Origin of the sequence: Bradyrhizobium sp. 23, assembly GCF_023073295.1 — a bacterium.
GTDB lineage: Bacteria > Pseudomonadota > Alphaproteobacteria > Rhizobiales > Xanthobacteraceae > Bradyrhizobium > Bradyrhizobium canariense_D.
Map to the genome: position 1 here is coordinate 166,875 of NZ_JADPJF010000148.1, position 23,865 is coordinate 190,739.

The following is a 23,865-nucleotide window of genomic DNA, read 5'->3' on the forward strand; positions in this document are numbered from 1 at the left end:
CCGGTGATCCTGTTGGGCGGCATTCTGACCGGCTGGTTCACGCCGACGGAAGCCGGCGTCGTCGCCGTGGTCTGGATCGTCGTCGTCGTGATCCCCGCGCTCAACCGCGGGCATATCAGGAAGATTCCCTACGATTTCTGCCTTGCCGGCCTGATCTTCTCGCTGCCGCTGATCACGATCGGCGCCGCCAATGCGTTCGGCTGGATGCTCGCCTATTTGCGCGGTGCAAGCTACATCGCCGAAGTCATCACGTCGCTCGCCGGCAACGATCCGCATCTGATCATGTTGCTGATGGTGCTGCTGTTCACGGTCGTCGGCGATTTCATCGAGCCGGTGCCGACCATCATCATTTTCATGCCGCTGGTCAACACACTGACGGAAGCCGGCGACATCAACGCCGTGCACATGGGCGTGGTGCTGATCGCCACGCTCGCCTTTGGCCTGATCACGCCGCCTTACGGCTTGGTGCTGCTGATGGCCTCGAAATTCGTTGGCGTCAGTTTCGCAAAGGCGCTACGCGCCGCTTTGCCGATCTATCTGGTGTTCCTCGGGACGATCGCGTTTGCGATCTATTTCCCGAGTGTGGTGCTGTGGCTGCCGCAGAAAGTGCTGCCGGAATCGGTCGGATGCTTCAAGTCGCCGGCGGGCACGGGCTATATCTGTCCCAAGTAAGCCTGCTCGAGTGACCGCTACTTGCTCTTGCTGGTGAACTTCTTCACGGCGGTTCGAAACTCCTCCGTGTTCATCGCCATGATGATCTTGTGCTCCTCGGCATCGAGCTGCTGCTTCACCGGCGTCGTGGCGGCCTGGTAGATCAGCGATTTGGTGCCGGCAATCGCGGCCGGAGGGTTCTGCGCCAGCCGCTCGGCGAGGCTTCGCGTTGCCGCCTTCAGCTCGGCGGTGGGAACGACCTTCGCAACCAGGCCCCATTCATGGGCCTGCTGCGCGGTGAAATTGTCCTCGGAGAGGAAAATCTGGAGCGCGCGGCGCGGGCCGACCGTGTTGACGATGCCGACCGTGGATCCGCCATCCGGCGACACGCCGATCTTGGCGTAGGCCGGCGTGAATTTGGCATCCTCCGCCGCGATGCAGAGATCGGTGACGAAGGCGAGGCCCATGCCGGCGCCGGCCGCCGAGCCGTGCACGCTGGACAGCGAAATCTTCGGCATGCGTCGGATGATCTCGATGAAGGCATGATAATGCTTCAATAGCTCGCCGACGACAGGCGTTACCGTATTGGCTTCAGCTGCGGCACCGATCGTCTGCAGGTCGCCGCCGGCTGAGAAGGCGCGGCCTTCGCCTTCGAGGACCACGACCCTGACGTCGTCGGCGCCCTCGATGTAAGCCGCGAGCTGTTCGAGCTTTTGTGCAATCGCCAGATTGATCGAGTTGAACGCGGCGGGGCGATTCAGCGTGATGGTCGCGATCGGGCCATCGATCCGCAGCAAGGCGGGATCGTCGGGCTGGGAGACGGGAGCTGGCATCTTGAAATCCCCGGCATGAGGTCGATGCACGAACTAAATCGCAGAAGGCGAGGAGTGACAATCCCCGCCTGGTGCTCTTGCGCAAGCCGGAACGATAGGCTCAAATGGGCCGGCCTTCGTTTAGGGACGGACACGAGCGCCGGCTCCTCCTAGGCTAGCAAGCCAAAATCAGAGAGAGGAGACGACATGGGTGACGCTCGTGTCTTGCGGAAATGGGCTGTCCAATGACGGATGGTCCGGTGATCATTGTCGGTGCCGGCCATGGCGGCTATCAGGTCGCGGCATCGCTCCGCCAGGCGGGATTTTCCGCTCCCATCTGCCTGATCAATGACGAGGCGCATCTGCCCTACCAGCGGCCGCCGCTGTCCAAGGCCTATATCAAGGGCGTGGCCGGGCCGGAGAGCCTGATGTTCCGGCCGGAGAAATTCTATCAGGACCAGAGCATCGAGCTCGTGGCGGGCCGCGCGGTGTCGATCGACCGTGCGGGGCGCAAGGTGCTGCTCGCCTCGGGCAGGACGCTGCCCTACGGCCACCTCGTGCTGGCGACCGGCGCCCGCAACCGGCTGCTCGATCTGCCCAATGCGAACCTTCCCGACGTGAAATATCTGCGCATCCTCGACGACAGCGAGGCGCTGCGGCAGATCATGCCGTCAAAGACGCGGGTCGTGGTGATCGGCGCCGGCTTCATCGGCCTCGAATTCGCGGCCACCGCGCGCATCAAGGGGCTAGAGGTCGACGTGCTCGAACTCGCCCCGCGCGTGATGGCGCGCGCGGTGACGGCTGAGGTGTCGGAGTATTTTCAGGCGCGGCATCGCGAGGCCGGCATCCGCATCCACCTCGGCGTGCAAGCAACCGCGATCGAGGCGGAGGACGGCAAGGTCACCGGCGTCTCCTTGAGCGACGGAAGGCATTTGCCGGCGGATCTTGTCGTGGTCGGCGTCGGCGTGCTGCCGAACATCGAGCTTGCGGCGGAGGCGGGGCTGCCGGTCGCGGCCGGGATCATCGTCGACGAATATCTCTCGACGGCCGATCCTGATATCTCGGCGATCGGCGATTGCGCGCTGTTCAACAGCCCGCGCGTCGGCGGATCGCAGCGGCTGGAATCGGTGCAGAATGCCACCGATCACGCGCGCTGCCTCGCGGCGCGGCTGACTGGCGACCGCAAGGCCTATGACAGCCATCCCTGGTTCTGGAGCGACCAGGGCGAGGACAAGCTCCAGATCGCGGGCCTCACCACCGGCTACGACCGCGTCGTCCTGCGCGGCGATCCCACCAGGAAGGCATTCTCGGCGTTCTGCTACAAGGGCGAAAATCTGCTCGGCATCGAATCGATCAACCGTGCCGGCGACCACATGTTCGGCCGCCGCCTGTTCGGCCTGGATCGCTCGATCACGCCGGAGCAGGCCGCCGACGAAAGTTTCGACCTGAAGGGCGCGCTGGCGTGATCAGTTCGCATTGAGGACGGCGGCGACTTCCGCGGCCGTCGGCATCGACGGCCCCGCGCCCATGCGCTGCACGGAGATCGAGGCGGCGGCATTGGCGAAGGCGAGTGCTGCGCGCAAGTCGACGCCGTCGGCGAGTTGCGCCGCGAGTGCTCCCACAAAACAATCGCCTGCGCCCGTGGTGTCGACCGCCTTCACCACGCGGCCTTGCACCGAAATCTCCTCGCGTCCCGCGAGCGCCAGCACGCCGCGCTTGCCGAGGGTCACGCAGATGGTCTGGTCCTCGCGCGCCTGAAGTTTTCGTGCGACGTCGAGGATGCGCGCGGCCTCGTCACTGTCGGACAACTCCACGCCGGCGAGGAGGCCGAGCTCGGTCTCGTTCAGCACGAGGATGTCGATCAGCGCGAGCAATTCGCTCGACATGGTTTGTGCCGGAGCCGGATTGAGCAGCGTCGTGGCGCCAATGTCGCGAGCCCGCCGGAAGAACGCGGCGATCGTCGGCAGCGGGATCTCGAATTGGCTGACCGCGACGTCGCCCTTGGCCAGCGGGACGGCCGCGACGTCATCGACGCCGACAAGCGCATTGCTGCCGGGAATGACGACGATGGTGTTGTCGGCCTCCGCCACCGTGATGATGGCCGTGCCTGTGTGCGCCTCGGCCGTCTCTCGGATCGCGCCGAGATCGATGCCTTGCGCGCCGAGGAACGTCCTCAGCTCACCGCCGAACGAATCCTTGCCCAGCCGGCCGATCAGCGTGGTCCGCGCGCCAAGCCGCGACGCCGCCACCGCCTGGTTGGCGCCCTTGCCGCCCGGAAAATACAGCACCTGCTTGCCGGCGACGGTCTCGCCGACCCTGGGATGGCGATCGGCTGTCGCCACCACATCCATGTTGATGCTGCCGGCGACGAAGACGCGCCCCATGAGAGACCCCTGCGAGCGCTAGACCCTAACCTCGAACTCGTGCCTGACCTTGGCGATGTCGACAAGAGTCGGCAGGCCAGCTTCGTTGCCAAGACGCTGGATCTTGAAGGTCGAGGCTGCCCGGGCAAAATCGAAATGCTCGCGCCAGCTTTTGCCGGGATGGGCGAGATAGGAATAGACATAGGCGCCATGGAAGACGTCGCCGGCGCCGTTGGTGTCGATCACGCGCTCGCGCGGAATCGGCATCGCCGGCATCACCTGCACCGTTCCGGTCTCGTCGTACCAGAGCAGGCCCTTCTCGCCCATGGTGATGCCGCCGATCTTGCAGCCGCGGCTCTTGAGATAGTCCAGCATCTTTTCCGGCGTGAGATCCATCTGCTCGCACAGGCGCTCGGCGACGATCGCGACGTCGATGAATTCCAATAGCTCATGCGTGTTGGTGCGCAGGCCGCCACCGTCGAGCGAGGTCAAGATGCCGGCCTCGCGGCAGACTTTTGCGTAGTGGATCGCGGCATCGGGCTGATGGCCGTCGACATGCAGCGCGCGGCAGCCGCCGAGATTGAGCATCGGGAAGGGATGGATGTGGTCGTCGTCGCGGCAGCGGACGATGGCGCGCTTGCCGTCCTTGGGCATGATGAAGGACAGCGAGGACTGATTGACCTTCCGCCCATGGAGCGAAATCGCATATTTCGCGCACATGTCCATGAACATGCGGCCGAGCCAGTCATTGGCCGCGGTGGCGATCAGATCGGGCACGATGCCGAGCTTGGCGCAGCAGAACGCCGCGGTCACCGCATTGCCGCCGAAGGAAACCGCGTAGTCGGAGGCCACGTGCTTCTCGTCGCCGGTCGGCATGTGGTCGGTGATGAAGACGACGTCGATATAGGTCTGTCCGATGAAGAGAGCCTGCATTGCTTGTCCGTGATGCGCTTTGTGGTCCCGGCCGGCGTGCTTACTGTAACACCGGTTCCGTCGCGGGACCGCTGAAATTATTCGCAAAACCGCCGCTGGGAGTGCTTGAGGTCGGCATGCGGCCGGAATACGACCATCACCGGGCAATGCCAAGCCCGGACAAACGCCGTCTCTCGGTCCACGGTTCCGGGCCGCTCAACAGGGGGAAGCATGATCACCGGCCTCGATCACGTCGTCGCACTGGTCAGGGATATCGGTGCGGCCAAGGCGGCCTATAAGACGCTGCTCGGGCGCGCGCCGGCCTGGCAGAACTCGGGCGAGGGCGCTGACCGGGTGCTGTTCACTCTCGCGAACATGACGATCGAATTGATGGCGCCGAACGGCTTCAGCGTGGCCGCCGACCGCATGCGCGCGCTGCTCGACGACCAGGAAGGCGTGCTCGCCAGCCTGTGCTTTCGTGTCGCGGACATGAGAAAAATGCACCGGCGGCTGGAGCGGGTGGCGCTCAAGCCGGATCCGGTCGCCGAGGTCGAAAGCAGCGATGCGGAGAGCGGTGCGGTCCTGCACTGGAAGCGGACGCGCGCCGCCACGGAGCTCACGCGCGGCGTGCGCACGTTCTTCCTCGAACTGGCTGATGAGCGTCCGCTTTCACCGGCGACCGATATCGCGCCGATCGATGCGCTCGACCACGTCGTGATCACCACCGAGGACTCCGATCGCGCCGCCGCGCTCTATGGCGCGCGGCTCGGGCTCGATCTGGCGCTCGACCGCTCGCACCAGGATTGGGGCCAGCTGATGTTCTTCCGCTGCGGCGATCTCGTCGTCGAGGTGGTGCGCCGCCCCGTCGCGGGCGGCGATTCCCTGCATGACCGCCTGTGGGGCCTGAGCTGGCGGGTGACCGATATCGACGCCACGCGCGCCCGCCTGATCGCCGCCGGCCTCGACGTCAGCGAAGTGCGCAACGGCCGCAAGCCGGGCACGCGGGTGATGACGGTGCGGACCGGCACCTGCGGCATCCAGACGGTCCTGCTGGAGCGCTCGCCGAAGCCGGTGGATTGAAGTTCAGTCTCTCCCCCTCGTCATTGCGAGGAGCTCTTGCGACGAAGCAATCCAGACTGTCGCCGTGGTGGCAGTCTGGATTGCTTCGCTACGCTCGCAATGACGAAACTATGCGGCGGGCCGCGCGCGTGTTACATCCATCCTGACAGCACCCAGCGAGCAACCGGTTTGGCGAAGGCAAAGCGAACTCTGAAATGGCAGCGCGATCCCGAGGGGATGCGGCTGCGTATTCTCGAAGCCGCCAAGCAGGAGTTCTCGGCGCACGGGCTTGCCGGCGCGCGCGTCGACCGCATCGCGGCCAACGCCGGCGCCAACAAGCGGATGCTGTATTATCACGTCGGCAACAAGGACGAGCTCTATCTCGCGGTGCTCGAAGGCGCCTATGACAAGATCCGCAGCGAGGAGCGCGGGCTCGATCTCGAACATCTCGATCCGCCCGAGGCCATCCGCCGCCTGATCGAGTTCACCTGGAATTATTTCCTGCGCAATCCCGAATTCCTGTCGCTGCTCCAGACCGAGAATCTCGCGCGCGCAAAGCATCTCAAGAAATCGACCAAGGTCAAGTCGATGCACTCGCCCTTCGTCGAGATGATCGGCACCGTGGTGCGGCGCGGTGTGTCCGGCGGCGACTTCAAGGTCGCGGTCGATCCTGTCCAGCTCTACATCTCGATCGCGGGACTCTGCTTCTTCTATCTGTCGAACTCGGCGACGCTCAGCGTGATCTTCGGTCGCGATTTGCTGGCCAAGGACGCCAAGGACGAGCGGCTGGACCACATGGTCGGCCTCGTGCTGGCAGCGCTGACGGGGCAGTCGGCCGCACTGTTAGCTATGACGAAGGCGCCGAAGTCGCGCGCCGCGGTGGCGCAGACGGTTTAGCGGTGTAACTCGCTACAGCTCGATGGATTATCGGCGCTTCTCCGAACTCAGCCGTCATCGTCCGGCTTGACCGGACGATCCAGTACTCCGAGACGGTTGTGGTTGAGCCGACGGGCCGCGGCGTACTGGATTCCCCGCCTTCGCGGGGAATGACACCGAAGACGTGGCGCTGCCGACGCGTCCCTCAAGCCACCCGGAACCCGCCCAAAACGTCGCAGGAAAACCGCTGGACAGTATTTACCCAACGGGTTAATTTCTCGCCCAACGAACAAGACTGCCGGGAGCGAGACGTGGCTGAGCTGAAGCCGCAGAGTGCGGTGTCCAAGATGCTGAATGCGGCCTGGATTCGGCCGTTTTTGTTCCTGGTGTTCATCGTCGTGGCCTGGGATCTCGCCATCCGGCTGTTCAAGATTCCCGCCTACCAGATCCCGTCGCCGGGCGATGTCATTGCGGTGCTGCGCACCGATTGGCCGGAACTGTTGCGCCAGTCCTGGCCGACGACTTATGCCACCGTCTGCGGTTTCGCGCTCTCGGCGTTGTTTGGCATCCCCATCGCGATGCTGATCGCGGGCTCCAAGACCGTGGAGAGCTACGTCTATCCGCTGCTGGTGTTCTCGCAATCCGTGCCGAAGATCGCGATCGCGCCGCTGTTCGTGGTCTGGTTCGGCTTCGGCATCATTCCGAAAGTGATCTCGGCGTTCCTGCTCGGCTTCTTTCCGGTGGTGGTCTCCGCCGTGCAGGGCTTCAAATCGGTCGATCCAGATATGGTCGATCTCGCCCGCGCCGTGCAGGGCAGCCGCTTCCAGGTGTTTTGCGCGGTGAACCTGCCGCATGCGCTGCCCGCGATCTTCTCCGGCCTCAAAGTGTCGGTGACGCTCGCCGTGGTCGGCGCCGTCGTCGGCGAGTTCGTCGGCTCCAATTCCGGCATCGGCTATGTGATGCAGCGCTCGATCGGCACCTTCGACCTGCCCACGATGTTCGCAGCGCTCGTGATCCTCGCGCTGCTCGGCGTCATCCTGTTCTGGATCGTGGACCGGATCGAGAAGCTGGTCATTCCCTGGCATGTCAGCCAGCGCGAGGACGTGATTTTCGCCTCTTAACAGCAACCAAAGCAACGAACGGCCGCCAAAGGCCGGCGCAAACAACGATAAGGGAGAGTGACGATGAAGCGGTGGATAGGAGCTGTCTCGGCGGCGCTGATGGTGTTCGCGGCCATGCCGGCGCAAGCGGCCGACAAGGTCGTGCTGATGCTGAACTGGTACGTCTATGGCGAGCACGCGCCGTTCTATTACGGCAAGGCCAAGGGCATCTACGCCGCCGAAGGCATCGACCTCGAGATCCAGGAAGGCCGCGGCTCGGCGGCGACCACGCAGGCGGTGGCCGCCAAGACCGCCGATTTCGGCTATGTCGACGTGCCCACCATGATGCGTGCCGCGATCAAGGGTGCGCCGGTGGTCGCGACCGGGGTGCTGCTCCAGACCAGCCCGATGTCCGCGATGGGTTTCGCCGACAAGAACATCAGGAAGCCGGAGGATATCAAGGGCAAGACGGTCGCGATCACGCCGGCCGATTCCATGACCCAGATCTGGCCGTTGTTCCTGAAGAAGACCGGCCTGAAGGAAAGCGACTTCCAGACGGTTGCCGGCGACGGCCAGACCAAGCTCAACGCGGTCATCAACGGCCAGGCCGATCTCTTGCTCGGCTACGTCATGGACCAGTCCATGAAGATCAAGGACGCCACCGGCAAGGACGTCTATCCGATCAAGTTCGCCGACTACGGCATCAACATGGTCTCCTCGGGCATCATCGCCAACACTGATTATGTGAAGGCCAATGCCGATCTCGTCCGCCGCTTCATGTCGGCGACGACCAAGGCGGTCGAGGCCGCCGAGAAGGAGCCGAAGGCCGCGGCGCAGTCGATCCTCGATGCCAACCCAAAGGGCGGCAAGGTCGACACGCTGACGCAGGGTTTTGAGCTAACCATTCCGCTCTACCGGACTGCTGAGACCAAGAGCAAGCGGCCGTTCCAGGTCACCGACCAGAACATGACCGACAGCGTCAACCTGATGGTCGAATATGGCGGGCTCGATGCCAAGGCCAAGGAGAACCCGAAGGCGTTCTATACCAACGACTATCTGCCGAAGAGCGGTTCGTGAAACCCGCGACAGCCATGAGTGAAACCCTGCAACCGGCCGCGCATCTGAGACTGGTGAGCGACCGGGCTGCGGGCGACGCGTCGGGCATCAAACTGTCCGGCGTGTCGAAGATCTATCGGACGCGCGACGGCGATGTGCCGTCGTTGCGGCCGCTCGACTTTCACATCAACGACGGCGAGTTCTTCGTCGTGGTCGGCCCATCCGGCTGCGGCAAGTCCACGCTGCTCAAGCTGATCTCGGGACTGCTGCCGCCGACGACGGGCGAGATCCTGGTCGAGGGCGAGAAGGTGACGACGCCGCACGGCAATGTCGGCATCGTGTTCCAGAACGCGCTGCTGCTGCCATGGCGCAACATCCTGTCCAACGTGATGCTGCCGATCGACATGAAGCGGCTGCCGCGCCAGACATATCTCGACCGCGCCAAGGCGCTGTTGAAGCTGGTCGGGCTCGAAGGCTTCGAGAAGAAGCTGCCGTGGCAGCTCTCCGGGGGCATGCAGCAGCGCGCCTCGATCTGCCGCGCGCTGGTGCATGATCCCAGGATCATGCTGATGGACGAGCCGTTCGGCGCCCTCGACGCGTTGACGCGCGAGCGCATGAATGTCGAGCTGATGCGGATCCAGCGCGAGACCAGAAAGACGGTGCTGCTGATCACGCATTCGATCCCCGAGGCCGTGTTCCTCGCCGATCGCGTGCTGGTCATGACCGAGCGGCCCGGCGCGGTCGCCGCGATCTACGACGTCCCGCTGCCGCGCCCGCGCTCGCTCGACGTGATGGCCGACCCTGTGTTCACCGAACTCGTACAGCGCATACGCAAGCATTTCTTCTCGCAAGGTTCGCTGGACTAAAGCCATGGCGCCGCGTCTGAAGCTGCGAGATATCGCGTTCTTCGAACGTCCCGTGCAGTTCGCGCGGCCGTTCCGCTTTGGCGCGATCACGATCAACGCGACGCCGCAGCTGTTCGTGCGGGTCGAGATCGAGGTGGAGGGCCGGGGAAGCGCGGTCGGTGCCAGCGCCGAGCTGCTGGTGCCGAAATGGTTCGACAAGCGGCCGGAACTGTCGCCGGCGCAGACTGTCGATGATTTGCGCCGCGCGCTGGAGATCGCGCGGGGGCTTTATCTCGCGCGAACCGGGTTTTTGACGGCATTCGATCTGCATGCCTCGTGCATCGGTGCCCAGGTCGCGACATGTGCGAAAAAGAACATTCCGGCGCTTGCGGCGGCTTACGGCCCCGCCGAAATCGACAAAGCGATCCTCGATGCGCTGCTCCGCGCTGCCGAGACCAATTTTTTCGACGGCATGGCCGGCAACATCGCCGGCATCGACGCGCGGCTTTCGCCCGACCTGAAGGAGACGGATCTCACGACGTTTCTATCCGGCCGGAAGCCGCTGCCGCGTGTTGCCATCAGGCATACCGTCGGCCTCGACGACACCGTTGAAGGCGAGGGCGGGGTGGCCGATGCCCGCGAGAACTCCGGGGCAAGATACTTCAAGCTGAAGCTATCGGGGGACCCCGTCGCCGATGCAGCGCGGCTGGCGCGCATCGGCAAGGAGCTCGATGCGCTGGACCGTGACTACAACCTGACGCTCGATGCCAACGAGCAATATGCCGATCTCGCAGCCTTGCATGAACTCATCGGCCGGCTCGACCATGACACTGCGCTGCGATCGATTTCATCCAGGCTGCTCTATATCGAGCAGCCAATGCCGCGCGATGTTACGAGGCTGTCGCCGCTCGGCTCTCTCGCTGCGCGCGGTTTCATCATCGACGAAGCCGACGATTCCTACGATACGTTTCCTGCGGCACGGGCGCTTGGCTATCACGGCATCTCGTCGAAATCGTGCAAAGGGCTTTACAAGTCCATCGTCAACGCGACGCGCGCGGCGAAATGGAGCGTGGCCGGCGAAAGATTCTTCGTGACCGGCGAGGACCTGACCTGCCAGGCGGGCGTCGCCGTGCAGCAGGACCTTGCGCTCGGTGCCTTCATCGGCATCACCCATGCCGAACGTAACGGCCACCATTACGTCGATGGCTTCGGTGATACGCCCGCCGCGGAGGCCCAGGTTTGCGCCGTCGCGCATCCCGATCTCTACGCGGATGCCGGGCAGGGCATCCGCCTCTCTATTCACAACGGCGATCTCCTCACGGGATCGCTCAATGCAACGGGATTTGCGACGTCGGTCCATCCGGACTGGTCGGCGCTACGCCCGCTCGAACAGCCCAAATCACTGCAGGAGCAATCGGCATGACCACCCAACGCCTCGGCCTCATCATGAACGGCGTTACCGGCCGCATGGGCCTCAACCAGCATCTGATCCGCTCGATCGTCGCGATCCGCGAGCAGGGCGGCGTCCGCTTGAAGAACGGCGACCGCGTGATGCCGGACCCGATCCTGGTCGGCCGCAGCGCCGAGAAGGTCGAGGCCCTTGCCAAGCGCTACAACGTCACGCGCTGGACCACCGATCTCGATGCCGCCCTCGCCGACAAGAACGACACCATGTTCTTCGATGCCGCGACCACACAGGCACGGCCGGGCCTTCTGACCCAGGCCATCAATGCCGGCAAGCACGTTTATTGCGAGAAGCCGATCGCGACGAACTTCGAGGCGGCGCTCGAGGTCGTCAAGCTCGCCAATTCCAAGGGCATCAAGCACGGCACGGTGCAGGACAAGCTGTTCCTGCCCGGCCTGAAGAAGATCGCCTTCCTGCGCGACTCCGGCTTCTTCGGCCGTATTCTCTCGGTGCGCGGCGAGTTCGGCTATTGGGTGTTCGAAGGCGGCTGGCAGGAGGCGCAGCGGCCGTCATGGAATTACCGCGACGAGGATGGCGGCGGCATCATCCTCGACATGGTTTGCCACTGGCGCTACGTGCTCGACAATCTCTTTGGCGAGGTCGAGAGCGTGAGCTGCATCGGCAACACCGACATCCCCGAGCGTTTCGACGAGCAGGGCAAGAAGTACAAGGCGACCGCCGACGACTCCGCCTATGCCACGTTCCAGCTCAAGGGCGGCGCCATCGCCCACATCAACATGTCCTGGGTGACGCGCGTCTATCGCGACGATCTCGTCACCTTCCAGGTCGACGGCACGCTGGGCTCGGCCGTCGCCGGCCTTTCCGACTGCATGATCCAGGCGCGGCAGGCGACGCCCCGGCCGGTATGGAATCCCGACGAAAAGCGGCTGCACGATTTCTACGGCGACTGGCAGAAGCTGCCTGACAACGTCACCTACGACAACGGCTTCAAGGAGCAGTGGGAGATGTTCATCCGCCACGTCTACGAGGATGCGCCCTACAAGTTCACGCTGCTCGAAGGCGTCAAGGGCGTGCAGCTCGCCGAATGCGCGCTGAAGAGCTGGAAGGAGCGGCGTTGGATCGACGTCGCGCCGATTAAGGTCTGAGGAGGGAATAATGAACAAGCCCGTCCAGCCCAAGCCCGTTCCGTCAACGTCGTCCCTGTCGCTCAAGCTGCCGAAAGCCGATCGCTCGATCGAGACCTACCGGCTCGCGGCCTCGCGAACGTTTCCGGCAAAGCTCGAGGGGCCGCTGAGCCGCATCGCGTTCTCGGCCGTCCATACCGTGACCGATCCCTTTGCCGACAACGACCCGTGGCTCTCCGCCGCTGTCGACTGGGACAAGACTATCGCCTTCCGCGAGCACGTCTGGGACCTCGGGCTTGGCGTTGCGGAAGCCATGGACACCGCGCAACGCGGCATGGGGCTGGACTGGCCGACCTCGCTGGAGCTGATCACGCGCTCGGTGTCTGCCGCCAAGCGTCGCAACGCGCTGGTGTTTTCCGGAGCGGGCACCGACCATCTCGCGGTGGAGGACGCCAGAAATATGGACGACGTGATCCGCGCCTATGAGGAGCAGACATCGGCGGTCGAGAAGGTCGGCGGCCGCATCATCTTGATGGCGTCGCGCGCGCTGGCGAAGCTTGGCCGTAATGCCGACGATTACGCAAAGGTCTATGATCGCGTGCTGTCGCAGGTTCGCGAGCCCGTGATCATCCACTGGCTCGGCGACATGTTCGATCCGGCGCTGACGGGATATTGGGGCACCAACGATCTCGACAAGGCGATGGATATTGCGGTCGCCATCATCAACGGCAACGCCGCCAAGGTCGACGGTGTCAAGGTATCGCTGCTCGACAAGCAGCGCGAGATCGACATGCGCCGTCGTCTCGACAAGCGCATCAAGATGTATACGGGCGACGATTTCAATTATGCGGAGCTGATCGCCGGCGACGTCGAAGGCTTTTCGCACGCGCTGCTCGGCATTTTTGACGCGATCGCGCCGGCGGCGTCCTACGCCTTGTCGCGCCTGGCAGCGGGTGACGAAGCCGGCTTCCACGACGTGCTGGGGCCGACAGTGCCGCTGTCGCGGCACATCTTCAAGGCGCCGACGCGGTTCTACAAGACCGGCGTGGTTTTCATGGCCTATCTCAACGGCCACCAGGACCACTTCACCATGGTCGGCGGGCAGGAGAGCACGCGCTCGACGCTGCATCTGGCCGAACTGTTCCGGCTGGCCGACAAGGCCGGACTGCTCGCCGATCCGGAGCTGGCGACGCGGCGGATGCAGGCGGTGCTCTCAACGCACGGAATCGAATCCTGATGCGTGATTTCTCGTCCGACCATCGTTGGCTGTCGCTCAACACGGCGACAATCCGCAAGCAGGGTGACCTCGTCGAGATCATCGAGGCCTGTGCAAGGCACGGCATCCGCGCCATCGATCCCTGGCGCGATCAGGTCGCCGCCGTCGGTCTCGACCGCGCCGCGCGCGCGGTGCGCGATGCCGGTCTCGACCTGTCGGGCTATTGCCGTGGCGGTCTGTTCACCTCCGACGCATCGCGGCGCGGCGACGTGCGCGACGACAACCGGCGCTGCGTCGACGAAGCCAAGGCGCTGGGAGCCCCCTGCATCGTGCTCGTTGTCGGCGGCCTGCCGCAATATTCGCGGCCGGGCAGCGAGGCGTCGAAGGACATTGCCGGCGCGCGGACGCAGGTCGAGGAGGCGCTCGCCGATATGCTCGATTACGCCAAACAGGCCAAGCTGCCGCTGGCGATCGAGCCGCTGCATCCGGCCTATGCGGCGGACCGCGCCTGCGTCAACACGACGAAGCAGGCCCTCGACATCTGCGACCGGCTCGATCCCGATCGCAGCGGCATGCTGGGCGTCGCGCTCGACGTCTATCACATCTGGTGGGATCCGGAGCTGATGGGGCAGATCGCCCGCGCCGGCCAAGATCGCCTGCTCGCCTTCCATGTCTGCGACTGGCTGGTGCCGACCAGGGACATTCTCAACGACCGCGGGATGATGGGCGACGGCGTGATCGACATCAAATCGGTGCGCGCAGCGGTCGAAGCGCAGGGCTTTGCCGGCTATTCGGAGATCGAAATCTTCTCCAACGACTGGTGGGGTAAACCGTTGGACGAGGTGCTGCAAACCTGCATCGCGCGGCACAAGACGGTGGTTTAGGCCTTCCGGCAATTGTTGCGCGCGGCGGCGCCGATGGCCTGGGATGTCAAATGGTTGCGCGGAATCGCTGGCCCATCCCGCGCCGGTAACCTTCTACTGTGCATGGGGTTGTTTTCGCGATTTTTTGTTTTGATGCCTCAGCCGATCGCGCAGGGCACGCTCAAAAAGCCGCGGAACCGCACCCGTCCGCCCCTGACCGGCTGTCCGCTCACGGCATAGTTCGGGAAGCGCGCCAAGAAGCGCGAGACCGCGATGGCGCCTTCCAATCGTGCCAGCGCCATGCCGGCGCATTGATGCGCGCCGGTGGCGAAGGCGAGATGCCGGTTCGGCGTGCGCGCGATGTCGAATCTCTCCGGGTCCGGAAACTGTGCGGGGTCACGGTTGGCAGCGCCGATACAGAGCGTGATGGATGTGCCGGCTTCGAGCATGACGCCGCCGAGTTCGACCCGCTCCGTGGTCATGCGGTTGCCGAGCTGGTTCGAGCTCTCGTAGCGCAGCATCTCTTCGACCGCAGTCTTGATCAGCTCAGGATTGTCGATCAGCCGCCGCTTCTGATCCGGGTTCCGGTCGAGCGCCACGAGGCCGTTGCCGATCAGGTTGGTGGTGGTCTCGTGGCCGGCATTGAGCAGGAAGATGCAGTTGTGCAGCAGCTCCTTCTCGGTCAGCCGCTCGCCGTTGTCTTCACCCTGTATCAGGCGCGTCAGCACGTCGCGCTCGGGGGTGCCGGGCCTTTCGCGCCGGCGCGCGACCAGCGTTCGGAGGTAGGCGAGGAAGTCCGTCACCGCCTTGTTGCCGCGGGCAGCCACTTCAGGCGACACCACCGGTTCGAGGGCGCCCAGGATCGCCAGCGACCAGTCGCGCAGCGGCGCGCGCTCGTCATGGGGCACGTCAAGCAGATTGCCGATCACCTCGATCGGGATCGAGGCGGCGAAGTCCTCGATCAGCTCGCAATCACCTTTGGCGGCAATGGCGTCAAGCAAGCCGTCGACCAGCTTGATGATGTCAGGCTCCATCCCCGCGATCGCGCGCGGCGACAGCGCGCCCATGATCAGACGCCGCACGCGGGTATGCGCCGGCGGATCGTTGAAGACGAGGCTCGTGGTGTGGTGCTCGTAGAGCGGGGTGTCGCCGTATTTCGGCGCGAACTCGCGCTTCTTGTCCGAGCTGAACGATTTTGTGTTCTTGTAGGTCGTAACGAGGTCGTCATAGCGGGTCAGGAACACGGTGCCGTTGCGCAGGCGCTTGACCGGCTCGTTCTCCCGCAGTGCACGATAGGTCGGGTAGGGATTGTGGTAGAATTCCGCCGTCAGCTGTTCCAGATCGAAACTGGCCGCCAGTTCATTCGCACTTGCGTTCATGCCGCCATACTCGCCGGTTGAGTCCGATATGCTGTATTCGCTCTTTTGAGCGGCTCGGTTCACCGTCTACAGTCGAGCCGCGATTTGCAAGCCGACCGGACAGGAAAATGCACGCCCGCGCTGACGCTGCCGACACGGCCGCCGAGTCCAGCACTCATTGGCCCGACGATATTTTCGCGACCTTGCAACGCTTCGACGTTCGGCAGGTGCCCTACGTGCCCGACGCCGGCCATTCAAAGCTGATCCAGCGCGTGCTGGCATCGTCCACGATGCGCGGCATTCCGCTCACGACGGAGGAGGAGGGCGTGGCGCTTCTCGCCGGCGCCTGGACGGGGGGCCAGCGCGGCGTGCTGTTGATGCAGTCGAGCGGGGTCGGCAATTGCATTAACATGCTCTCGCTGATCCCGATCCTGCGCTTTCCCTTCCTCACGCTGGTGACGATGCGTGGCGAGTGGGGCGAGTTCAATCCATGGCAGGTGCCGATGGGATCGACCACGCAGGGCGTGTTCGAGCTCTCGGGTGTCAAGGTGCTGCGGGCGTCTAACGCAGCCGAGGTGCCGGCCGTGTTAGAGGCGGCGGCCGCGCAGGCCTATAACGCGCTCACACCCACCGCCGTCCTGCTGTCGCAGCGCCTGATCGGCGCCAAGGTTTTCACCAAATGAGCAAGGCCAATCTCCTCGACCGCCGTCAGGTGGTGTCCACGCTTCTCGCGGACCGCAAGGACGTGGTTGCGATCGGCGGCCTCGGCGCCTCCACCAACGACATGTGCGCGGCCGGCGATCATGCGCGCAATTTCTACCTCTGGGGCGGCATGGGCGGGGCGGCGATGATCGGGTTGGGCCTCGCTCTGGCGCAGCCAAAATTGCCGGTGCTGGTCATCACCGGCGACGGCGAGATGCTGATGGGCATGGGCAGCCTTGCCACTATCGGTCTGCAAAAGCCGTCCAATCTCTCGATCGCGGTGCTCGACAACGAGGCCTATGGTGAGACCGGCGGTCAGACCAGCCACACTTCCGTGGCCGCCGACCTCGTCGGCATCGCCAGAGCCTGCGGCATCGGAGACAGCCGGTCTGTGACGACCATGGCCGAGGTCGAGGCCTTCGCCAAATCCGTCCACGACGTCACGGCCGGGCCGCGCTTTGCCAATGTGAAGATCGACAGCGCCAATCTGGAGCGCATTTTGCCCAGCCGGGATGGGACTTACATTCTCAACCGGATCCGCGGCGACCTCGGCTTCCGCCCGATTTAGAACTTGGGATACCTCTAAGAGACGATTCTTGTAGGTTGCATCGCACCATTCGGCTTGACTTTTGCGTGGGTGAGTGCTTACTCACTAGCATGAGCTCATTGCGTATGACGAGCGACCTGAGGCGTCAATTGATCCTCGGCGCCGCAAAGCGTTGCTTTGCCCGACACGGCTATACCGGCACCACGACCAAGAGCGTGGCGGCCGCCGCTGCCATTTCCGAAGCGCTGCTGTTCAAGCATTTCCCGTCCAAGGCCGCGCTTTACGCCGAAATTCTCAGCGATGAATGCGAGGCGGACCCGGCGCTCATGGAGCTGCTCGAACGTGAGCCGTCGACCGCTACGTTGGTCGAAGTGATCCGCGGCATGGTCGGGCATTTCATGCACATCGCCGATGGCCCCGACCAGGAAGAGGCCCAGCGCCTGCGACTGATGACCACGAGTCATTTGGAGGATGGCGAATTTGCCCGGTTGCTATATGCCAAGATCGAGGCGCTGATCGGGGCGGCCTTCGTCGCCTCGCTCGAGCGTGCGGTTGCCGCGGGGGACGCGCGGCCATACAACGGCGAACCGCTCAACCTGTTCTGGTTTGCGCATCACACCGTGATGACGGCTGCGCTGACCAGGCTGCCGGCCACGCCGTGTCTCGCTTACGGCAAGGCGAACGACCTCGAGCGGCAGCTCTGTGAGTTTCTCCTGAGGGGTATCGGACTTAACGACGCCGCAATTGTTTCGCATTTGGGCCGCGATCAGGCCAGTTGTGCGGGCAAGACGGCGATTGCAGAAAGTGCATGACATGAACATCGTGACCGAACACAAGATTTCGGGCGAACCGATCGACAACAAGGCTCCCAAGCGTCCGGTCCGGCCGGTGCTCTGGTTCATCGTCGTCGGCACGCTTCTGGCCGTGCTCGTCGGTGGCCTCGTCTGGTTCAATTATTTCCGCGGCCAGATGATCAAGCAGTTCTTCGCCAACAACAAGCCGCCGCCGGTCGCGGTCAGCGCCGCCGAGGCGAAGTCCGAGGTGGTGCCGAACCTGTTGACCGCCGTCGGTGGTCTCGCCGCCGTGCACCAGGTCGACGTCAGCGCCGACGTCAACGGCCGTGTCACCGAGATCAAGTTCGAGCCGGGCACGCATGTCGAGGCCGGCACACCGCTCGTGCAGATGTTCGACGCGCCGGAGCAGGGCGACCTCGCCAATTACAAGGCGCAGGCCACCGTCGCACAGCTGTCGCTCGATCGCGCCAAGCAACTGGCGTCGCGCCAGTTCGGGCCGCAGGCAACCGTCGACACCGCGCAGGCCGCGTACGATCAGGCGCAGGCGGGTATCGCCAAGACCGAAGCGTTGATCTCGCAGAAGCTGGTCCGCGCGCCGTTTTCCGGCGATCTCGGCGTCCGCAAGGTCGAGGTCGGCCAGTATCTGACCGCCGGCACGGCCATCGTTTCGCTGACGGATCTGTCGGAGCTGTGGGCCAACTTCACGGTGACGGAAAAGGACTCGGGCAGCCTCAAGGTCGGTCAACCGGTCCGGCTGAAGGTCGACGCCTATCCCGGCCGCACCTTCGACGCCAAAATCACCACGATCGAGCCGCAGATCTCGACCGACACCCGTAACATCCGCGTGCAGGCGACCATCGCTAATCCGGAGAAGATCCTGAAGCCCGGCATGTTCGTGACCACCACGGTGGTGCTGCCGGACAAGCCGGCCGTAGTCACCGTGCCGGAGACGGCGGTCGACTACACGCTGTACGGCGACTCGGTGTTCGTGATCACCGAGAAGAAGGAAGCCGACGGCAAGACCAGCCTGAGCGCGGTGCGCACTTTCGTGCAGACCGGCAACCGGGTCGAAGGCCGCGTCGAAATCGTCAAGGGCGTGAAGCCGGGCGACAAGGTCGTCGCCGTCGGCCAGCTCAAGCTGCAATCGGGCGCGGCGGTGTCGATTTCGACCGACCCGGCTCCGCAGATCCCGGCGCAGCCGCCGCGCTACTGACATCGTACACGTTGCAGCATGATCCGGCACGGCCGGGTCACGCGCTTTGCAAGTCAAAGAAATCGAGATCGCCGCGATGCGCTTTACTGATATTTTCATCAAACGCCCGGTCCTGTCGGTCGTCGTCAGCCTGCTGATCCTGCTGATCGGCCTGCGCGCGGCGACGACGCTGCCGATCCGGCAATATCCGAAGCTGTCGAACACGGTCATCAACATCACGACCGTCTATCCGGGCGCGTCCGCGGACCTGATCCAGGGCTTCATCACCACGCCGATCGAGCAGGCGGTCGCCTCCGCCGAAGGTGTCGATTACATCACCTCGTCCTCGGTGCTCGGCACCTCGACGATCCAGGTCTACATCAAGCTGAACTTCGATCCGAACCAGGCGCTGACCGAGGTTCTGGCCAAGACGAACTCGGTCAAATACCTGATTCCGAAGGAATCCAACGATCCCATCGTCACCAAGACCACGGGCCAGACCACGGCCGTGATGTATCTCGGATTCTCGTCCGAAGAGCTGTCGGGCTCGGCGATCTCCGACTACCTGACGCGCGTTGTGCAACCGGTGCTGTCGACCGTCGACGGCGTCGCCTCCGCCGACATTCTCGGCGGCCAGACCTTTGCGATGCGGCTGTGGCTTGATCCTCTCAAGATGGCCGGCCGCAACGTGTCGCCTGCGGATGTCGCGACCGCGATCACTGCCAACAACTTCCAGTCAGCGGCGGGGCAGACCAAGGGTTATCTCATCGTCTCGAACGTATCGACGAATACGGGCCTGACCGACGTCAACCAGTTCAAGAAGATGATCGTCAAGGCCAAGGACGGCGGCTTCGTGCGGATGGAGGACATCGCCACCGTCGAACTTGCGGCCCAAAGCACGGACGCGAGCGTCGCCTTCAACGGCGAGCACGCCATCTTCATCGGTGTGCAGGCGACGCCGCAGGGCAACCCGCTGACGCTGGTCAAGGGCGTGCGGGCGCTATTCCCCGAGCTGGAGCGCAATCTGCCACCGTCGATGAAGATGAAGGTCGCCTACGATTCGACCAAGTTCATCCAATCCTCGATCGACGAGGTCGAGAAGACACTGGGTGAAGCCGTGATCATCGTGATCGTGGTGATCTTCCTGTTCCTGGCGTCGTTCCGTTCGGTCATCATTCCCGTTGTCACCATCCCGTTGTCGATGATCGGCGTCTGCACGCTGATGCTGGCGCTGGGCTTCAGCTTCAACCTGTTGACCCTGCTCGCGATGGTGCTGGCGATCGGCCTCGTGGTCGACGACGCCATCGTCGTGGTGGAAAACATCCATCGTCATCTGGAGGAAGGGAAAACGCCGGTCCAGGCGTCGCTGGAAGGCGCGCGCGAAATCGTGGGTCCCGTCGTCTCGATGACCATCACGCTCGCAGCCGTGTACGCGCCGATCGGTTTCCTCGGCGGTCTGACCGGCTCGCTGTTCCGCGAATTCGCCTTCACACTTGCGGGCTCGGTGATCGTGTCCGGCGTGATCGCGCTGACGCTCTCGCCGATGATGTGCTCGGTGCTGCTGAAGAACACGGAAGAGGGGCGCTTCGCCAAGTTCGTCAACAAGGTGTTTGGCGCGCTGACGCGGTGGTACGGGCGCAGGCTCGACCGCTCGCTCGACTACAAGGCCATCACCGGCCTGTTTGCGGTGACCATCCTCGGGCTCGTCGGCTTCCTTTACATGCACACGTCGAAGGAGCTGGCGCCTGAGGAAGACCAGGGTATCGTGTTCGCGGTGACCAAGGCGCCGAAATACGCCAATATCGACTACGTCGATTTTTACGGCGAGAAGCTCGACAAGGAATTCCAGAAATTCCCCGAGACCGATCTGCGCTTCGTGCTGAACGGCATCAACGGCCCGCAGGGCGGTATCGCCGGCATGCTGCTCAAGCCCTGGGAGGAGCGCAAGCGCTCGTCGATCCAGCTGAAGTCGCTGGTGCAGGCCGAGCTTTCCAAGATCGAGGGCGTGCAGGCGTTCGCTTTCAACCTGCCGCCGCTGCCGGGCGGTCCGGGCGGCCTCCCGGTGCAGATGGTGATCAACTCCACCGCCAGCTTCCAGACTGTCTACGAACAGATGGAGAAGCTGAAGGCCGCCGCCCGCAAGAGCGGAATGTTCATCGTCTCCGACAGTGATCTTGCCTACAACCAGCCGAACGTGAAGGTGACGATCAACCGCACCAAGGCGCAGGATCTCGGCGTCAACATGCAGAACCTCGGCAGCACGCTCGCGGTGCTGCTCGGCGGCAACTACATCAACCGCTTCAACCTCGAGGGCCGTTCCTATCAAGTTATCCCGCAGGTGCCGCGCGGCCAGCGGCTCTCGCCGGAATCGCTCGCCGGCTACTACGTGACCACCAATACCGGCCAGCAGCTTCCGCTCTCGACGGTTGTGTCGATCGAGACCAAGACCGAGCCGAATTCGCTGACACATTACAATCAGCTCAATTCAGCGACCTTCTCGGCCGTGCCGATGCCCGGCGTGACCGTCGGTGCGGCGGTCGACTTCCTCGAGAGCGAGGCCAAAAACCTGCCGCAAGGCTTCAGCCATGCTTATCTGGCTGACAGCAGACAGTATGTGCAGGAAGGCAACCAGCTCGCGATCACCTTCGGCTTCGCGCTGATCATCATCTTCCTGGTGCTGGCGGCGCAGTTCGAGAGCTTGCGCGATCCGCTGGTCATCATGATCTCGGTGCCAATGGCGATCGTTGGCGCACTGATCCCGCTGTTCTTCGGCGTGGCGACCATGAACATCTACACCCAGGTCGGCCTGCTGACCTTGGTGGGCCTGATCACCAAGCACGGCATCCTGATGGTGGAGTTCGCCAACGAGCTCCAGATCAACGAGCGGCTCGATCGCCGCTCCGCCATCGAAATGTCGGCCCGTATTCGTCTGCGGCCGATCCTCATGACCACGGCCGCGATGGTGACGGGCCTGATCCCGCTCCTGACCGCGACCGGCGCAGGGGCCGCCAGCCGCTTCTCGATCGGTCTGGTGGTCGTGGCCGGCATGTCGATCGGCACGTTGTTCACGCTGTTCGTGTTGCCGGCGGTCTACGTGGTGCTGGCGACCGACCATCGCGCGGCGGCCGATTCCGAGCGGAACAAGCAGGTCAACGACCTCGACCTCAACGCCAAGGCGCTGCGGCCGACCTGAGGCCACCGATAAAGCGAACCCGAGGGCGGCAGCGGCCAATCCGCTGCCGCCCTTTTCTATTTGCCTCGGGGGCCCGGCTGCCATCAGGCTTTCCCGCGCTCGCGAGAGACAAGGTCCGGTCTTCTTGCTAGGTTCAGCGGGATGAGCCTTCCCCTCCATCCCGACACCCCGCAAGCACGGACGCTGCCGAGCGCCGCGGGGGATGGCGTCGCGTCCGGTACGATGCCGGGGCAGGGGATCAGGACGCGGCTGTTCGCCAAATATGTCGCGTTGTTCGTGGCCGTCGTCGCGATCGCGCTGCTGGCCAACGGCCTGTTCGAGGTCGTCTTTTATTATGGCGAGCACAAGGCCGCGCTGATCCGGGTTCAGCATGAACAGGCCGAGGCGGCCGCTGCCAAGATCGGTCAGTTCGTCAAGGAGATCGAGAGCCAGCTCGGCTGGACCACGCAGCTGCCCTGGTCGGTGGGGTCGCTCGAGCAGCGCCGCTTCGATGCGCTGCGGCTGCTGCGCCAGGTCCCTGCGGTCACCGAGCTCGCGCAGGTCGATGCGACCGGCAAGGAGCGGCTGCGGGTCTCGCGGCTTGCCATGGACGCGACCGACAGCGGGATCGACCTGTCGGAGGATCCGAAGTTTACCGAGGCGGTCGCGCACAAGGTCTATTACGGTCCGGTCTATTTCCGCAGGGAGTCCGAGCCGTATATGACCCTGGCGCAGGCTGGGTCGCGCAAGGATGCCGGCGTCACTATCGCGGAGGTCAATCTCAAGCTGATCTGGGACGTCGTGTCCCAGATCAAGGTCGGCGAGCACGGACACGCCTACGTGGTGGGTCCGGAGGGACGCCTGATCGCGCACCCCGATATCAGCCTGGTCCTGCGCAACACCGACATGTCTGGTCTCACCCAGGTGCGCGCCGCGCTTGCCGGAGGCAGCGCCGCGTTCGACCCGCTTTCCGAAGCGCGCAATCTCCAGGGACAGACGGTGCTGACCGCGTCGGCCCCGATCGCGCCGCTGCACTGGACCATGTTCGTCGAGCTCCCGGTCGAGGAGGCCTATGCGACGCTCTATGCCGCGTTGGAACGGCTTGCATTCGTGCTGCTCGCGGCGTCGATCTTCGCGGTGCTTGCCGGGATATTCCTCGCGCGCCGCATGGTCGGGCCGATCCAGGCGCTGCGCAGCGGTGCCGAGCGCATCGGCAGTGGCGATTTCTCCCAGCGCATCTCGATCCGAACCGGAGACGAACTGGAGGGGCTCGCGGACCAGTTCAATGACATGGGCGAGCGCCTGCAGGAATCCTATGCGGACCTGGAGAAGAAGGTCGAGGTGAGAACCGCCGAGTTGACCGAGTCGCTCGAGCAGCAGACGGCGACGTCGGAAGTGTTGCAGGTCATCAGTTCGTCTCCGGGCGAACTCGCACCGGTGTTCCACAAGATGCTCGAGAATGCCACACGAGTCTGTGGCGCGAGTTTCGGCGTCATGAATTTGTGGGATGGAGAGAATTTCACAATTGCTGCGGACTACAATGTGCCGCCTGCGTTCGCGGCTTCGCGGAAAGATATGGCGATCCGTCCCCATCCGGAGAGCGCGCTTGCCGTGGTCGTCAGAACACGTCAAGTCGTCCACGTTCACGATGTGCAACAAACTCCGGCCTATCTTGCCGGAGGTCCGACCATTCGTGGAATCTCAGACGTCGCCGGCGCCCGTACGATCGTAATCGTGCCCATGATGAGGGAAAGCGAGCTGATCGGAACCGTCGCGGTTTATCGCAAGGAGGTCCGG

21 protein-coding genes are annotated in these 23,865 nt (G+C 64.0%); 17 read left to right on the plus strand and 4 right to left on the minus strand.

Annotation, left to right across the window (positions count from 1 at the left end; translation table 11 throughout):
- Window positions 1-672: TRAP transporter large permease subunit (locus IVB32_RS34125; RefSeq protein WP_247412822.1), on the plus strand; the 672-nt coding region annotated here is incomplete at its 5' end.
- Between the two features lie 17 nt (window positions 673-689).
- Here IVB32_RS34125 and IVB32_RS34130 read toward each other — a convergent pair.
- Window positions 690-1,484 (minus strand): enoyl-CoA hydratase-related protein, encoded by a 795-nt coding sequence (locus IVB32_RS34130; RefSeq protein ID WP_247300262.1) that lies wholly within the window; start codon window positions 1,482-1,484, stop codon window positions 690-692.
- 224 nt (window positions 1,485-1,708) lie between these two features.
- On the opposite strand from IVB32_RS34130, the gene IVB32_RS34135 reads away from it, so the two are divergent.
- Window positions 1,709-2,929, plus strand: coding sequence for an FAD-dependent oxidoreductase (locus IVB32_RS34135; RefSeq protein ID WP_247300260.1), 1,221 nt, complete (start codon window positions 1,709-1,711; stop codon window positions 2,927-2,929).
- Here IVB32_RS34135 and IVB32_RS34140 read toward each other — a convergent pair whose 3' ends face one another.
- Entirely contained in the window at window positions 2,930-3,847 is a 918-nt protein-coding gene (locus IVB32_RS34140; protein WP_018457065.1) for a ribokinase, read from the minus strand. It abuts the gene before it with no gap.
- An 18-nt stretch (window positions 3,848-3,865) separates the two neighbouring features.
- Window positions 3,866-4,759, minus strand: coding sequence for a sugar kinase (locus IVB32_RS34145; protein ID WP_007593904.1), 894 nt, complete (start codon window positions 4,757-4,759; stop codon window positions 3,866-3,868).
- 210 nt (window positions 4,760-4,969) lie between these two features.
- Here IVB32_RS34145 and IVB32_RS34150 point away from each other — a divergent pair, with 210 nt between their 5' ends.
- The 9 genes from IVB32_RS34150 (at window position 4,970) to IVB32_RS34190 (ending at window position 14,324) form a co-directional block, all read left to right on the plus strand.
- On the plus strand, window positions 4,970-5,818 hold the full coding sequence (locus tag IVB32_RS34150; RefSeq protein WP_247300258.1) for a VOC family protein: 849 nt from the start codon (window positions 4,970-4,972) through the stop codon (window positions 5,816-5,818).
- Window positions 5,819-5,986: 168 nt separating this feature from the next.
- Window positions 5,987-6,694 (plus strand): TetR/AcrR family transcriptional regulator, encoded by a 708-nt coding sequence (locus tag IVB32_RS34155; RefSeq protein ID WP_247300255.1) that lies wholly within the window; start codon window positions 5,987-5,989, stop codon window positions 6,692-6,694.
- 290 nt (window positions 6,695-6,984) lie between these two features.
- Window positions 6,985-7,794: an ABC transporter permease gene (locus tag IVB32_RS34160; protein WP_247367053.1), complete on the plus strand. Its 810-nt coding sequence runs from the start codon at window positions 6,985-6,987 to the stop codon at window positions 7,792-7,794.
- 63 nt (window positions 7,795-7,857) lie between these two features.
- Entirely contained in the window at window positions 7,858-8,850 is a 993-nt protein-coding gene (locus IVB32_RS34165; protein ID WP_247300253.1) for an ABC transporter substrate-binding protein, read from the plus strand.
- Entirely contained in the window at window positions 8,847-9,695 is an 849-nt protein-coding gene (locus tag IVB32_RS34170; RefSeq protein WP_247300251.1) for an ABC transporter ATP-binding protein, read from the plus strand. Before IVB32_RS34165 ends, IVB32_RS34170 begins: the two co-directional genes overlap by 4 nt.
- A 4-nt stretch (window positions 9,696-9,699) precedes the next feature.
- Entirely contained in the window at window positions 9,700-11,097 is a 1,398-nt protein-coding gene (locus IVB32_RS34175) for a hypothetical protein (RefSeq protein WP_247300248.1), read from the plus strand.
- A complete protein-coding gene (locus IVB32_RS34180) occupies window positions 11,094-12,245 on the plus strand; it encodes a Gfo/Idh/MocA family oxidoreductase (RefSeq protein ID WP_204510600.1) in 1,152 nt (383 codons plus the stop codon). The genes IVB32_RS34175 and IVB32_RS34180 overlap by 4 nt, the downstream gene beginning before the upstream one ends.
- A 10-nt stretch (window positions 12,246-12,255) precedes the next feature.
- Complete coding sequence (locus IVB32_RS34185; RefSeq protein WP_018457057.1) at window positions 12,256-13,461, plus strand: dihydrodipicolinate synthase family protein; 1,206 nt, start codon at window positions 12,256-12,258, stop codon at window positions 13,459-13,461.
- Complete coding sequence (locus tag IVB32_RS34190) at window positions 13,461-14,324, plus strand: sugar phosphate isomerase/epimerase family protein (protein WP_247300244.1); 864 nt, start codon at window positions 13,461-13,463, stop codon at window positions 14,322-14,324. Before IVB32_RS34185 ends, IVB32_RS34190 begins: the two co-directional genes overlap by 1 nt.
- Window positions 14,325-14,461: 137 nt before the next feature.
- Here the strand turns inward: IVB32_RS34190 and IVB32_RS34195 are convergent, their stop codons facing one another.
- Window positions 14,462-15,682 carry a cytochrome P450 gene (locus IVB32_RS34195; protein WP_018457055.1) on the minus strand — a complete coding sequence of 407 codons (1,221 nt, stop codon included), beginning with the start codon at window positions 15,680-15,682 and terminating at the stop codon, window positions 14,462-14,464.
- Window positions 15,683-15,789: 107 nt separating this feature from the next.
- On the opposite strand from IVB32_RS34195, the gene IVB32_RS34200 reads away from it, so the two are divergent.
- The 6 genes from IVB32_RS34200 to IVB32_RS34225 form a co-directional block, all read left to right on the plus strand.
- Window positions 15,790-16,344, plus strand: a complete 555-nt coding sequence (locus tag IVB32_RS34200) for a sulfopyruvate decarboxylase (RefSeq protein WP_018457054.1) — start codon at window positions 15,790-15,792, stop codon at window positions 16,342-16,344.
- Entirely contained in the window at window positions 16,341-16,931 is a 591-nt protein-coding gene (locus IVB32_RS34205) for a thiamine pyrophosphate-dependent enzyme (protein ID WP_085362286.1), read from the plus strand. Before IVB32_RS34200 ends, IVB32_RS34205 begins: the two co-directional genes overlap by 4 nt.
- 89 nt (window positions 16,932-17,020) lie before the next feature.
- Window positions 17,021-17,722: a TetR/AcrR family transcriptional regulator gene (locus tag IVB32_RS34210; protein ID WP_085352143.1), complete on the plus strand. Its 702-nt coding sequence runs from the start codon at window positions 17,021-17,023 to the stop codon at window positions 17,720-17,722.
- A gap of 1 nt (window position 17,723) precedes the next feature.
- The gene (locus IVB32_RS34215) at window positions 17,724-18,917 is read left to right on the plus strand and encodes an efflux RND transporter periplasmic adaptor subunit (RefSeq protein ID WP_018457051.1); all 1,194 of its coding nucleotides are present in this window, start codon (window positions 17,724-17,726) and stop codon (window positions 18,915-18,917) included.
- Window positions 18,918-18,993: 76 nt separating this feature from the next.
- Window positions 18,994-22,089, plus strand: coding sequence for a MexW/MexI family multidrug efflux RND transporter permease subunit (locus IVB32_RS34220; RefSeq protein WP_026233289.1), 3,096 nt, complete (start codon window positions 18,994-18,996; stop codon window positions 22,087-22,089).
- Window positions 22,090-22,230: 141 nt separating this feature from the next.
- A partial coding sequence (locus IVB32_RS34225; RefSeq protein ID WP_247412823.1) for a cache domain-containing protein occupies window positions 22,231-23,865 on the plus strand: 1,635 nt, incomplete at its 3' end.

What these genes read in the sequence shown, in the direction of transcription:
- IVB32_RS34175 (WP_247300248.1), top strand. Translation starts at nt 9,700, where the DNA reads ATGGCGCCGCGTCTGAAGCTGCGAGATATCGCGTTCTTCGAACGTCCC.
- IVB32_RS34165 (WP_247300253.1), top strand. Translation starts at nt 7,858, where the DNA reads ATGAAGCGGTGGATAGGAGCTGTCTCGGCGGCGCTGATGGTGTTCGCG.
- IVB32_RS34185 (WP_018457057.1), top strand. Translation starts at nt 12,256, where the DNA reads ATGAACAAGCCCGTCCAGCCCAAGCCCGTTCCGTCAACGTCGTCCCTG.
- IVB32_RS34195 (WP_018457055.1), bottom strand. Translation starts at nt 15,682, where the DNA reads ATGAACGCAAGTGCGAATGAACTGGCGGCCAGTTTCGATCTGGAACAG.
- IVB32_RS34130 (WP_247300262.1), bottom strand. Translation starts at nt 1,484, where the DNA reads ATGCCAGCTCCCGTCTCCCAGCCCGACGATCCCGCCTTGCTGCGGATC.
- IVB32_RS34190 (WP_247300244.1), top strand. Translation starts at nt 13,461, where the DNA reads ATGCGTGATTTCTCGTCCGACCATCGTTGGCTGTCGCTCAACACGGCG.
- IVB32_RS34140 (WP_018457065.1), bottom strand. Translation starts at nt 3,847, where the DNA reads ATGGGGCGCGTCTTCGTCGCCGGCAGCATCAACATGGATGTGGTGGCG.
- IVB32_RS34200 (WP_018457054.1), top strand. Translation starts at nt 15,790, where the DNA reads ATGCACGCCCGCGCTGACGCTGCCGACACGGCCGCCGAGTCCAGCACT.
- IVB32_RS34145 (WP_007593904.1), bottom strand. Translation starts at nt 4,759, where the DNA reads ATGCAGGCTCTCTTCATCGGACAGACCTATATCGACGTCGTCTTCATC.
- IVB32_RS34150 (WP_247300258.1), top strand. Translation starts at nt 4,970, where the DNA reads ATGATCACCGGCCTCGATCACGTCGTCGCACTGGTCAGGGATATCGGT.
- IVB32_RS34135 (WP_247300260.1), top strand. Translation starts at nt 1,709, where the DNA reads ATGACGGATGGTCCGGTGATCATTGTCGGTGCCGGCCATGGCGGCTAT.
- IVB32_RS34215 (WP_018457051.1), top strand. Translation starts at nt 17,724, where the DNA reads ATGAACATCGTGACCGAACACAAGATTTCGGGCGAACCGATCGACAAC.
- IVB32_RS34220 (WP_026233289.1), top strand. Translation starts at nt 18,994, where the DNA reads ATGCGCTTTACTGATATTTTCATCAAACGCCCGGTCCTGTCGGTCGTC.
- IVB32_RS34205 (WP_085362286.1), top strand. Translation starts at nt 16,341, where the DNA reads ATGAGCAAGGCCAATCTCCTCGACCGCCGTCAGGTGGTGTCCACGCTT.
- IVB32_RS34180 (WP_204510600.1), top strand. Translation starts at nt 11,094, where the DNA reads ATGACCACCCAACGCCTCGGCCTCATCATGAACGGCGTTACCGGCCGC.
- IVB32_RS34210 (WP_085352143.1), top strand. Translation starts at nt 17,021, where the DNA reads ATGAGCTCATTGCGTATGACGAGCGACCTGAGGCGTCAATTGATCCTC.